10 protein-coding genes are annotated in these 11,629 nt (G+C 64.9%); 3 read left to right on the top strand and 7 right to left on the bottom strand.

Going from position 1 to position 11,629, the window contains the following annotated elements; all coding sequences use genetic code 11:
- Positions 1-159: 159 nt before the first annotated feature.
- The 4 genes from AC27KI_RS13105 to AC27KI_RS13120 form a co-directional block, all read right to left on the bottom strand.
- Positions 160-483 (bottom strand): non-heme iron oxygenase ferredoxin subunit, encoded by a 324-nt coding sequence (locus AC27KI_RS13105; protein ID WP_272566083.1) that lies wholly within the window; start codon positions 481-483, stop codon positions 160-162.
- Positions 484-496: 13 nt separating this feature from the next.
- Positions 497-988 (bottom strand): aromatic-ring-hydroxylating dioxygenase subunit beta, encoded by a 492-nt coding sequence (locus tag AC27KI_RS13110; RefSeq protein WP_284430368.1) that lies wholly within the window; start codon positions 986-988, stop codon positions 497-499.
- A gap of 3 nt (positions 989-991) precedes the next feature.
- On the bottom strand, positions 992-2,257 hold the full coding sequence (locus AC27KI_RS13115; protein WP_487114170.1) for an aromatic ring-hydroxylating dioxygenase subunit alpha: 1,266 nt from the start codon (positions 2,255-2,257) through the stop codon (positions 992-994).
- 83 nt (positions 2,258-2,340) lie between these two features.
- The gene (locus AC27KI_RS13120) at positions 2,341-3,333 is read right to left on the bottom strand and encodes a 2Fe-2S iron-sulfur cluster-binding protein (protein WP_487114172.1); all 993 of its coding nucleotides are present in this window, start codon (positions 3,331-3,333) and stop codon (positions 2,341-2,343) included.
- 113 nt (positions 3,334-3,446) lie between these two features.
- Between AC27KI_RS13120 and AC27KI_RS13125 the strand changes: the two genes are divergently transcribed.
- From AC27KI_RS13125 to AC27KI_RS13135, 3 genes are all read left to right on the top strand, one after another.
- Complete coding sequence (locus AC27KI_RS13125; protein WP_487114174.1) at positions 3,447-4,358, top strand: LysR family transcriptional regulator; 912 nt, start codon at positions 3,447-3,449, stop codon at positions 4,356-4,358.
- Positions 4,359-4,860: 502 nt separating this feature from the next.
- Positions 4,861-5,826, top strand: coding sequence for a HamA C-terminal domain-containing protein (locus AC27KI_RS13130; protein WP_487089767.1), 966 nt, complete (start codon positions 4,861-4,863; stop codon positions 5,824-5,826).
- Positions 5,823-8,456, top strand: a complete 2,634-nt coding sequence (locus tag AC27KI_RS13135; protein ID WP_487089766.1) for a DEAD/DEAH box helicase — start codon at positions 5,823-5,825, stop codon at positions 8,454-8,456. The genes AC27KI_RS13130 and AC27KI_RS13135 overlap by 4 nt, the downstream gene beginning before the upstream one ends.
- Positions 8,457-8,648: 192 nt before the next feature.
- Here AC27KI_RS13135 and AC27KI_RS13140 read toward each other — a convergent pair whose 3' ends face one another.
- From AC27KI_RS13140 to AC27KI_RS13150, 3 genes are all read right to left on the bottom strand, one after another.
- Positions 8,649-9,413 (bottom strand): OmpW/AlkL family protein, encoded by a 765-nt coding sequence (locus AC27KI_RS13140; RefSeq protein WP_487089765.1) that lies wholly within the window; start codon positions 9,411-9,413, stop codon positions 8,649-8,651.
- Between the two features lie 83 nt (positions 9,414-9,496).
- A complete protein-coding gene (locus tag AC27KI_RS13145) occupies positions 9,497-10,225 on the bottom strand; it encodes an alpha/beta fold hydrolase (RefSeq protein WP_487089764.1) in 729 nt (242 codons plus the stop codon).
- Positions 10,226-10,424: 199 nt separating this feature from the next.
- Positions 10,425-11,438: an AraC-like ligand-binding domain-containing protein gene (locus AC27KI_RS13150; protein WP_487114176.1), complete on the bottom strand. Its 1,014-nt coding sequence runs from the start codon at positions 11,436-11,438 to the stop codon at positions 10,425-10,427.
- Positions 11,439-11,629: the final 191 nt, after the last annotated feature.

Below are 11,629 nucleotides of genomic sequence, written 5' to 3' on the forward strand. Positions count from 1 at the left end.
CAGCAGAACGCCGCGCTGGTCGAACAGTCCTCCGCCGCGGCGGCCAGCCTGCTGGAGCATGCCGGCCGGCTCAAGAGCGTGGTGGAGGGGTTCCAGTTCCAGGCGCCGCGCGGCACGCTGGCGGCGCCCGCCTGAGACGGCGGCGCATGCCGCCTCGCGTCAGGCGAGCTTGAGGTACACCGTTCCCTGCTCCACACGGACGGGGTAGCTGCGCAGGCCCTGGGTGAGCGGCGCGCACAGCGCGCTGCCGTCCCGCACGTCGAAGCGGCCCTGGTGCAGCGGGCACTCGATTTCGTGCCCCTCCAGGAAACCGTCGCACAGCCGCGCATTGCCGTGCGTGCACAGGTTGTCGGTGGCGAACACTTCGCCGTCCACGGTGTAGAGCGCCACGTCGCGTCCCTCGACGGTCACGCCCACCACGTCGTCCTCGGGCAGGTCGGCGCGCGCGGTCGCCTCGGTCCATCCGGTGTCGATTGCTGGCATGGTGTGTCTCCTCTCAGATGGGGTAGATGATGGAATTCGGGATCATTTCGCTGTCGTAGATGCACTCCTTGCGGGCGAAGCGCAGGCCCTCGGGCGTGCGCACCACCACGTCCAGGTAGCGCCCGACGTTGAACACCGTGGAGGGCTCCGAGAGCTTGGTGCGAAAGACGGCGTAGTTCGCCTCGCACGCCCAGCGGCCCTCCCCGGCCTGCCGCACGATCGGCGCACCGATCACGTGGCGCTGGTAATACGGGTCGTGGAACAGTGTCTCGCGGATGCCGTAGACGCGGTCCTTGAGCATGCCCTGGCTGTCGAACGACAGCGTGGCCAGCGGCAGGCCGCGCTCGTGGTTCTCGCGCGGCTGCAGGCGGTAGAGGCAGTCTTCGGTGAAGAAGCCCGGCCACCGGTCCCACTGCGCTGCGTCGAGCGCGGCGGCATAGTCGGCATAGAGCTGCTGCAGGGCGAAGTAGTCGGCGAATTCGATCGCGGTGGATTGGGCGTCCATGGTTCAGTCCTCCTTTTCCATCACGCCGCGCCAGTACTCGTACATGCCGCGGATCAGCGTTTCGGTGACCATGTGGTCGGTGTCTCCCACCTCCCGGCCGCCCAGCTCCACCAGCGCACGATGGAAAGGCTTTTGCTCGAAGCCCTGCTGCGAGAACTCGATCACCTCGCCGTCGTCGGCCGAGACGAAGCCCGCCGGCCCGAACAGATTGGCCTGGCGCAGGCGGCGCTCGGTCATCTCCTCGGTGTCGTCCTCGAAGCCGAAATGCGTCCATTCGAAATCGAAGGCATCGTGGCCCACGGGCTGGATGTGGCGCGTGGAAACGCTGTTGACCTGCTGCTGCAGGATCACGCTGGGGAACAGCGTGGTCATCACCGCCGTGGGCCCGCCCCACCAGGGCTCGGGCACGATGTCGAGAAAGCGCGGGTCTTCCAGCTGCATGCCGGCCTTGAAGCTGGAGACGTTGGACACGTCGGACTGCTTCTTGGCCTCGCCGCGCGTGGACACCATGGCCGCGTGGCGGTGGCGCCCATCCATCTTCAGCTCCGACTTGTTGTCGGCCCGCCAGAGGCCGAAGGTCACGAACCAGGTGTGCAGCAGGCCGGGGTGGTAGGGGTCCTTGATGTTCTCCTGCATCAGCTTCCAGTTGCCCGGAATGCGCTGGCGGTTGTAGCCCAGGATCTTGAGCTTGCGGCCGTTGAACAGGCGATCGAAGTAACCCAGGATCACCGGCCCGAGGAAATCCTCCAGCGACTCCACGCCGTGGTCGAACGAGGCAAAAACCACGCCGCCGCGCGTGGCCACCTTGAGCCGCGTCAGGCCGTGTTCCTCCAGCTTGAAATCCGCCGGCATGCCGCCGTGGACCTTGCCGTCCTGCTTGACGCCGCGCCGGAAAGGCACGCCCTGCAGCGCGCCGTCGAGCTTGTAGTTCCACTGGTGGTAGGGGCAGACGAACTCCTTGCGGTTGCCATGGCGCTCCCGGCAAAACCGCATGCCGCGGTGCGCGCACACGTTCTCCACCACGTGCAGCTGCAGGTCCTCGCCGCGCACCAGGATCACCGAGCGCTCGCCGATGGCCGTGCGCTTGAAGTCGCCCGGGTTCGGCACCTCGGCCTCCAGGCCCACGTAGCACCAGTGGCCGCGGTAGAAGAACCGCTCCAGCTCACGGCGGTAGATGTCCTCGCTGGTGTAGGCCGCGAAGGGCACGCGGTGCGTGCCGGGGCTTTCCCAGGTCGGATGCAATGGAAAGACGGGATGGGGCGTACTCATGGCGTTGTCTCCTTGGGACTTGTTATGGGGCGTTGCGAATCAAGAGAAGGAAGGGCTCGCAGGAAGGGGCGCTGGCCCCTGCCTCACGGCGTACTGGCGTAGAAGGCATCCGCGTAGAGGTGCTCGGCGGCGACGCCACGCTGGCGCGCCAGCAGCGACACGGCCTCCACCATGGGCGGCGATCCGCACAGGTAGGCGCGCCAGCCTTCCAGCGTGGGCCAGTCCTGCGCGATCGCGTCGGTGACCAGGCCCGTGCGCTGGCCCGGCGCCGCATCGGCCGCGGCCACCACGGCATGCACCTGCAATTGCGGGTGCCGCTGCTGCAGATCTTTCAGCCACGGCAGGCCGTAAACATCGCGCGCCGATCGGGCGCCGGCATAGACGTGGATGGGGTTGGGCATGCCCGACTCCAGCGCGCCGCGCACGATGGAGAGGATGGGCGCCAGCCCCGTGCCGCCCGCCACGCAGAGCATGGGACCTTCGTACTTGCGGCGCAGGTAGGCCGAGCCCAGCGGCCCGCTCACGCGCACCGCATCGCCCACGGCCAGCACCTGGGCCACATGGGTGGACACCCGCCCACCCTCGACCAGCCGCACGTGGAATTCGAGTTCGTCATCGTTCGGCAACCCGGCCATCGAATACGGCCGCACCAGGCCCGGGCCGAACTGCAACTGCGCGTATTGCCCCGGCGAGAAGTCCAGCGGCTTGGCCGGCTTGAGGCGCAGGCGGCGGATGTCGTGCGTGAGCGTTTCCACCGCCGTCACCGTGGCCTTGAGCGTGCGGGCGGTGTGCACCACCACCTCGTCGGGCTCGGGGATCTCGATGGTGCAGGACTCGCTCAGCACCGTCTGGCAGGCCATCACGTACTGCCCCTCGCCACCACCCAGCGGCGGCATGCGCAGCGCCTGGCCCGCATCGATCACCTCGCCCGAGAGCACCTTGCAGCGGCAGGTGCCGCAGCGCCCGGCCATGCAACTGTAGGAAACGGGAATCTGGTGCTCGCGCAGCACTTCCAGCAGGTTGGCGCCCGGCGCCACGGGCAGCACGCGGCCCAGCGGCTCGATATGCAGTTCCATCGGGTTGTCTCACTCACGGTCGTTGTTATGGCCCCGATCATTCCTGTGATCTGATAATCAGCCAATAGAATGGCGTGAATACACCGCATCACTCGGATGAATAAAGGTGCCCCGTGGAACTGGAAGACATCGATCTGAATTTGCTGGTGGTCTTTCAGCAGCTGCTCGTCACGCGCAAGGTGTCGCAGGCCGCGGAAAACCTGGGCCTGACGCAACCCGCGGTGAGCAACGCGCTGGCGCGGCTGCGCCGCCTGCTGGGCGACGAGCTCTTTTTGCGCACGGCCCAGGGCATGCAGCCCACGCCCTATGCCGACCAGTTGGCGGAGTCGGTGTCGTACGCACTGGCCATGATCCACGGCGCCCTCAACCACAAGCTGGGGTTCGATCCCGCCACCAGCCGGCGCGTGTTCAAGGTGGGCATGACGGACATCGGCGAGATCTACTTCTTGCCCCGCCTGCTGGAGCGGCTGGCCCAGGTGGCACCGGGCGTGCGCCTGACCACCGTGCGCAATTCAGCCACCGACCTGAAGGACGCCATGGAAGCCGGCAAGGTGGACCTGGCCGTGGGCCTGCTGCCGCAGCTCAAGGCCGGCTTCTTCCAGCGCCGGCTGTTCCGCCAGCCCTATGTGTGCCTGTTACGCGAAGGCCACCCGCTGCACAAGCGCCGCAGCATCGCACTGGCGGATTTTTCCAAGGCGGAGCACGTGGTGGTCGTCTCCGAAGGCACGGGCCATGGCAAGGTGGACGAACTGCTGGAGCGCATGGGCGTGGCCCGCGACGTGCGGCTCACCGTGCCGCACTTCGTCGCCATCGGCCATATCCTGCAGGCCACGCAAATGGTCGCCACCGTGCCCGAGAAAATGGCCCAGAGCATGGCCGAGCCCTTCGGCCTAGCCTATGCGCCGCACCCGGCCAAATTGCCGCAGGTGGCGATCAACCTGTTCTGGCATACGAAGTACCACCGGGATCCGGGGAACCAGTGGCTGCGGGGGGTGTTGGTGGAGATGTTTGCGGAAGGGGAGTGATGGGGTGCATGGCACGTCCTCATGACTTACACCACATCTCCGGGCATATTGATGCGGCGATGCTTGGCTATGTGCAGCAGAGTAGCGCAACGTCACCTACAGGCTGGTTGTGGTCAGTAACTAAGACCTTGGCGAACGGCAGCTCCCGCTGTATAGCCGACCTCTTGGGGACGGCCGCCTATCTAGGTTGGCTTGAACGCGTGCCCGCCGCGCACGCGCGCAAAGTCAGCGCTTCTTGCCCTGACTCTGAGTGCAGGACCGGCACCGCTTACTGCCTCCGTTAAGTTGCGCGCGAGTGGTTTGCCCCATAGGCAACTGGCCGATCATGCGGCAGACTCGGCCTCAGCAGGGGAAACTAGAACCATCGATATCACAGCGATCTTTGATGTGGGTTCAGCTGAAAATATGCGTTATAGATTAGAAGTTTGGCGATTTGTCATGGGAGAAGGCATCCAAGATTGCTAATCCGGCAGATCGAACGATGACATGGGGGGATAAATAGTTGACTGACGCGCGAACGACCGTTTTCGAGGGGCTACTTGACCCGATCGCAGGCATCGATAACGTGCTTAGGGAGGTAGTGGGAGACCCGAAGCTCGAGCAGCCTCGGCTCATCTACCTGCGGATGCACGAAGACGAACCGCAGCTTGCGTTGCTGGCTGAACTGTTGACAGACCTTCTGGTCGACTACGCAATACCCCTTACAAAGAGGCGGCGTGCCAACCAGGCCGGCACCACCTCACGCTCAGGCGGCAGCACGGCCACACACTCGAGGCTCGTGCGTGAAGCGCGGCAACTGCTCCTAAAATTCACGGAGCAGCACAAAGCTCGCTTTGGCGAGCTTGGTGAGTTGCTCTCCTACGCTATTGCCGTTCACTACATGGGCGCCGCACAGGTGGGTTCGAAGATGGCGCTCAAGACCAACAGCAACATGCCCGTGCATGGTGTTGACGGTCTCCACGTGAGGGCAAACGAGGACGGAACCATCACCTTCTTCGTTCTGGAGTCCAAGATTGTTCCCAATGCGACCGACGCGTCACGAGACATGATCGAGTCGATCTTCGAATACCAGGCGGATCGAGCCAAGCTGCTCAACGAGCTTCGACTTGTCAACGATATGTCGAACCTCGATGCACTAGAGGGTGCTCAGCGCGATGAGGCCAAGTCGTATTTCGATGCGTACTCGAGCACCGGCAATCACCGCAAGCGCCGAGATGTGCACCTCGGAAGCCTGGTGATCAGCGAGGAGGCATACAAAGACAAGCTGGCCTACGACCCTAAGGCAGACCACGACGCTCACGAGAATCACCTCGAGTCCCTATACAAGGCAAAGCACCAGCGATTTCGAGACAACCTTGCCCGCCAAGCTCAAGCCAGAAACGTCAATTTGGCGAAGTGCGAGGTCTTCCTCATCGCAGTGCCGGACGTCGATGAACTCAAGCGTGCTTTTGCTGCACTGAACCCATGACTAGCTTCGCCACTGAAGTCTCTGGCGACATTCGCCAAAACGCTGCATTCTGGATGGATTTGGCGGGCCTACGCGCGATGGGCATCCGATCGACGTTACCCTCTGAGCATGACAGCAAGGCTGGCATCGTCGGGCCAGAGCTTGGCGACGAGGGGCTGACCAGACTGTTGAACTCTGCCAGCGTCTTTGCTCTCGCACATGACGAGGAAAGCCGTGACCTTGCCCAGCAGATTGCTGTCTTCGCATCGCTGGCATTCGACAGCCCGGAGGTTCGCGGCGCGGCTGTGCACATTCTTTCCGGCTTGGGAAACTTCCCAGGGCTCAAGAAGCTAGAGCCTGAGAGTTTAGACAGCTTAGGGTTTCACACCCATTTGCGCAGCGCGCTGTTGAAGGAGCTCGCATCGGTCGAGATGGACGGGTCGCGCATATCGCTAACAGACTTTCAGCTAGACGTCTGGGAAACCCTGAAGTCGAGCGCAGTAACTGCCATCTCGGCGCCGACATCCGCGGGCAAATCGTTCGTCGTCCTCGAGCACCTGGCCGAGACAGCAAATCGAGCTGCGAACTTCGTCGCGATGTACATCGCACCCACTCGTGCGTTGCTGGCTGAAATCCAGGGCAAGCTCGAGCGTCGACTTGCGAAGATCAGCAGCGAGCTCCGCATTACAACGATCCCCGTTCCCGACCCCGAGCATCGGTCAAAGCAGATTTACGTCCTGACGCAAGAGCGCGCGCAGTTGCTGCTCTCGGCGATAGATCTGGTCGATGCTATCGACCTAGTCATCGTCGACGAGGCGCAAGCCATTGGAGACGACAGCCGCGGGATGATCCTCCAGGACGTCATTGAGAAGATTCGCAAGGCGAGCCCAAGCGCTCGCTTCCTATTCCTGGCACCAGGCGCGACAGGCTTCGACTTAGTCGGCGAAAGCGTGGGCTTGAACAACCTGGACGTTATGGAGACGGGACTGTCGCCCGTCGTGCAGAACCGCATCAGCGTCAACTTCCCGCCGGAGAACGAACACGTCGTCCATCTTGATCTGGTCACGGCCGACCGCTTGGACTCCATTGGCTCCTACACGTTCAACCGCGGCTTTGCTTTGGAAGATGACCAGAAGCTCGCGGCTGTCGCCGAAGAGTTCGGTGCGTCTGGGCGATCGCTGGTCTACGCAACGGGTGCCAAGAATGCGGAGGACCTCAGCGAGCTGCTTGCCCTCAACCGAAAGGACAGGGAGACGGAGTCGCTCAATGAGCTGGCCAAGTTCATCGAGCAGCATGTCCACAAGCGCTATTCGCTTGCGAAATTTGTGCGGCGCGGCGTCGCCTTCCATTACGGGAACATGCCAAGCCTCCTGCGCGAGGGCATCGAGACGAGCTTCCGCGAGGGCCACCTCGATTACCTGTGCTGCACCACGACGCTCTTCCAGGGTGTCAACCTGCCCGCACGAAACGTTTTCATCGACACGCCCACTCGAGGCAACAGGGGCGAGCTTCTCGAGGAAGCGTCGCTGTGGAACTTCGCCGGCCGAGCCGGTCGCCTCGGCGAGGAAGTTGTAGGCAACGTGTTCTTGGTCAACTACGAAAAGTGGGAGCACAAGCTCCTGACTGAGCGCAAGCCCTTCCAACTGAAGGTGGCCTTCAAAGAAACCATTGAGGAAGACTTTGATGCGGTGGTCGGACTTTTGGATGCCGCAGCCGAACCGGAACCTGACGAAGAGCGTAAGCGTTCTGCGCAGCGCACGACAGCTGCGGCGGGTCTGGTGCTGTTACGTGCGGCGCAAGGCTCGCTTGAATCGCTTTTGGGACGTCCGAACCTGTCATTGACGCTCGAGAAACGCGAGCAGCTGTCTGCCTCCGCTGACCGGGCGTTGGCCAACCTTGGCCTGCCTGAGTCGGTTCTGACAAGCAGCTGGATGGTCGAGCCAGTGGCCCTCGCCAGTCTGCTCAAGCGCCTTCGGCAGGGCGTTCACAAGAAAGAATTCGCGAAGTTGATGCCTGTGAACCCTTCATCCGACGCGTATGAGGTCTACAACGCCATCTTCAGACGTCTCTACAAGCACCTCGGCAGAGCCAAGCTGAAGGGCGATGAGAACAAAGGCATGAGAGGCTATGTGAACCACGTGACAGTGACTGCCCTCAAGTGGATGCGCGGCGACGCGTTGACTCAACTAGTAAACGAAGCAGTTAGGTTCAAGCTCACTACTGCTAAACAGTCTATAAGGAAGCCACCAGAACAGGCGGTCGTTGACGGCGCTATCCGTGACATGTTCGTTACGATTGAGCAGACCATCCGCTTCACGCTCGTTCAGTGGGCAAAGGCTTACGTAGACCTGCTGAAGTTTGTGCTTTTGGAAAAAGGATATGCCGAGCGCGTGGGGGAAGTCTATGACTTCTCGCTCGCGTTAGAGCTGGGCGTGTCAACAACGACTGGTAGATCCCTGGTCGAGTTCGGGCTGTCTCGCATCACTGCAGCTGCCGTGGCTGGTCTTATTACCGACTCCTCGCTCACCCCAGATAAGGTAAAGGAGTGGATACGGGCCCAGCCTGAGGACATGCTCTCCCAGCTGTCTGGGCTAGTCTTGGCAGAACTTCGTACCAAGGAGCTGTTGGCGCCTGTAGCGGCCGCAGATTGATGTGCTTCAAAGCGCGCCGTCCACGTTCAGCTGTGTTCGACCGCCAAGCTGCGCGACCGGTGGTCGTTCGCGTCGCTCGCCCGAACGTCGAATTACGCTGCCAAGCAGTCTTTCAAAAGCGATCAGCGACGTATCGGAGCCTCACCCCGATACGCCTTGTCCACCGGCTCACCCGAACCAACACAAGCCCCCTCAAAACCGATAGCCCACCCCCGCCGTCACCACCAGCGGATCCAGCCGCACCTTCGCATGTGCAGGCGCCCCGCCCAGTGCCGGCAGCGTGCCAGTCGCCGTGGTCTTGAGCCAGATCTTCTTGGCATCCACGAAGAAGCTCCAGCGTGCGTCCAGCGGCACCTCGAAGCCGGCCTGCAGCACGGGGCCAATGCCGTTCTTCACCTTCAGGTCCGACACGAAGCCGTCGCGGGATTCCAGCACCAGCGTGTAGTTGATGCCGGCGCCGATGTAGGGCCGCACGGGGCCGCCCTCCCACAGCTGGCGGCGCACGGACAGCACGGCGGGGCCGTACTTCACTTGGCCCAGCGTACCCGCGCCAGCCAGGGCGCCGGTGCCCTTGAGCGCGGTGGTGGGCGGCAGGCCCAGGGCGAGTTCGGCGCTCCAGCCTGGGTGAAAGTCGTAGATCGCGCCGAAGCCGATGCTGTCGTTGGAGTCGGCCTTGGCGCTGGCGCCGGGCACGATTTGCCCGCCGGCCCGCACTTCGGCCGAGGTGCTGAAGCCGATGTGCGCGGGGCCTGCGTAGATGCGCCAGGGCGACGGCGGCGACGCATCCGGCGATGCCGGGGTCTGCGCCTGCGCCTGTGCGGGCAGTGCGGCGATGAGGCTGCCGACAGCGGCTGCCACGGCCAAGACAGCGGCGGCCTTGCGTGCCCGGGCGCCTGGGCAAGCGGGCCGCGCCGAGAAAGATCGCGCGGTGATGTGGTGGGGTGCAATGCCTTGCATGGTGTCGTCTCCTGAATTGATTTGTCTGTGTCTTCGCTTCGCCTTGCCGTGCTGCGCGTTGGCGCCGCAGCGGCACCTGCCGATCAGTCCCGGCCGGCCCGCTCGATGCCGCGTGCGAAGCCTTCGGGGTCGGTGAACAGCGCCTCGTGGCTGCCGCCCGCCTCCACGTAGCGGAACAGGCCCAGCCGTTCCGACAGGCGCGGGTGCCAGGGCAGGCTGTGGGGCAGCGCGGTGTCTTCGCGGCAGTTCAGGTACGACTTGCCCAGCGCCAGCGCGGCGGTGGGCTGCGACAGGGCGATGGGGTCGGTCAGGCAGCGCAGCGGCTGCGGGTGCAGCAGGGCGTAGGTGCTGCGCGCCAGATCGGCATCGGCGTCGTTGATGAAGCATTCGCGCCAGACCTCGAAGGGCAGTTGCACGCCGCCGCCGCCAGCGGCCGCGAGGCCCTCGAACAGGGCGCGGTAGTGCGGAGGTGCCATGTCGCACAGGGCCTCGCCGGGCAGCGGCACGAAGGCGTTCACATAGACCAGCCGCCGGATGCGCTCGGGCACGCGGTCGGCGGCGCCGGACAGCAGCATGCCGCCGTAGCTGTGGCCGACAAGCCGCACTTCGCGCAGGTCGTTCGACGCGAGGAACTGCACCAGCCCGTCGATCGCATCCTGCAGGCCCAGCGGGGCCGTGCCATCGCCAGGGCGGTTGCCCGGCAGCGTGGGGCAGTGCACGGTGTGGCCGCGTGTGCGCAGGTGCTCCGCGGTGGCTTGCAGCGTGTCGCCCGTGTGCCAGGCGCCGTGGACCAGGACGTAGGTGTCCGCCATGTCGTTGTCTCCTTGTGTGGTGGGAGACCCATGGTGTCGCGCCTGCCGGGCCGTGGATGGCCGATGCGTGCCAACGTGGCGGACGCTGGGTGCCGTGCGGCTCGCCTTTAACCGGCGCAGGCCGTTGGCTCCGCCTGGCCGTGCTGCGGCACTGTCTGCGGCGACCCTTGCCTGGTTGCCCGACTGAATCCAGCCCGTGTCAGTGCGGACTGGCGAAGGCTTGCGTTGGCGCGCAGCGCTCCTGCGCGGGGGTTCTGCCGCACCACTGGCGACAGGCGCGTGCGAAGTGCGACGGGTCCAGGAAGCCCGCGCGCCGGCCGATCTCGGCCACCGTCAGGTGCCGGTGCGAGGGCGCATGCAGCATGCGCTGCGCCACCGCCATGCGCTCGCGCATGAGCAGCAGCGCAAAGGTGCTGCCGCCCGCCGACAGGGCGCGGTGCAGGGTGCGCAGCGACACGCCCACGTCATCGGCCACATTGGCGGCGGTGAGGCCGTGCTCGCCAAAGCGCTGGCGCACGCAGTGCTCGATGCGCTGCAGCAGGCCGGGCTGGGGCGGCGCATCAAGCGCAGTACCGCAGGCCAGCGACAACAGGCCGCCCAGGTGCTCGGCCTGCAGCGTGCCCAAACGGGCGGGCTGTTCGGCGCGCAGCTGGGTCACGTAGGCGCTCAGCACCCGGCCCCATCCGGCAGCGCCGTCCACGCGCCGGCCCAGCCAGCGGTCGGCGGCGGGCAGCCAGGTGTCCAGCCAGCCGATGGGGATCTGGATGGAGACGGTGTCCACCGCCTCGGGAAACTCCAGCAAATAGCGGCGGCGCGAATCGATCAGTGCCAGGTCGCCCGGCAGCAGGCGGGCGGCGCCGGCATCGTCCTGCGCGACGTGGCAGGGCGACGACTCCTTGCAGAGCAGGTAGTAGAAGTTGTCGCCCCCGCTGCGGCGGATGCCCTGCAAGGTGCGGCGCACGCGCTGCGCGCTGCCGCTCACGCGGTTGACGCGCAAGCCGCCGCAGGGCATGGAGGCCAGCGTGGCCGAAAAAGCCTGGCGCTGGCCGGGCTCCACCTCCATGTCGAGGAAGCAGTCGCAGACCGCGCCGACCCAGTAGTCCGCCCGCTGCGCGGCAGGAACGGCATCGGTGCTCCATGTGCGGATGGCGTATTCCATGGCCTGGCTGTCGGCGGTCGGCTCCGACTGCATTGCTATGCTTTTGGATGCCATGGTGCGCTCTCCCTGTGCGCTGCGGGCCGTTTTGGCTTGAATGGGCGCTCGGCTCAGGCGTCCCTGCGCACACGCCCGAGCAGCAGCACCGCCGCGGCCGCCAGCACCGCGGGCACGGCAGCCACCAGGATGATGGACGCAGGCGTCCAGGCCGCGGCCAGCAGGGCGCCGCCTGCCAGCGGCCCGACGAT

This window comes from Acidovorax sp. KPB24-03 (assembly GCF_057546605.1).

Coding starts and splice junctions, on each gene's coding strand:
- AC27KI_RS13115 (WP_487114170.1), bottom strand. CDS start 2,257: ATGAGTACGCCCCATCCCGTCTTTCCATTGCATCCGACCTGGGAAAGC.
- AC27KI_RS13105 (WP_272566083.1), bottom strand. CDS start 483: ATGCCAGCAATCGACACCGGATGGACCGAGGCGACCGCGCGCGCCGAC.
- AC27KI_RS13145 (WP_487089764.1), bottom strand. CDS start 10,225: ATGGCGGACACCTACGTCCTGGTCCACGGCGCCTGGCACACGGGCGAC.
- AC27KI_RS13135 (WP_487089766.1), top strand. CDS start 5,823: ATGACTAGCTTCGCCACTGAAGTCTCTGGCGACATTCGCCAAAACGCT.
- AC27KI_RS13110 (WP_284430368.1), bottom strand. CDS start 988: ATGGACGCCCAATCCACCGCGATCGAATTCGCCGACTACTTCGCCCTG.
- AC27KI_RS13150 (WP_487114176.1), bottom strand. CDS start 11,438: ATGGCATCCAAAAGCATAGCAATGCAGTCGGAGCCGACCGCCGACAGC.
- AC27KI_RS13140 (WP_487089765.1), bottom strand. CDS start 9,413: ATGCAAGGCATTGCACCCCACCACATCACCGCGCGATCTTTCTCGGCG.
- AC27KI_RS13120 (WP_487114172.1), bottom strand. CDS start 3,333: ATGGAACTGCATATCGAGCCGCTGGGCCGCGTGCTGCCCGTGGCGCCG.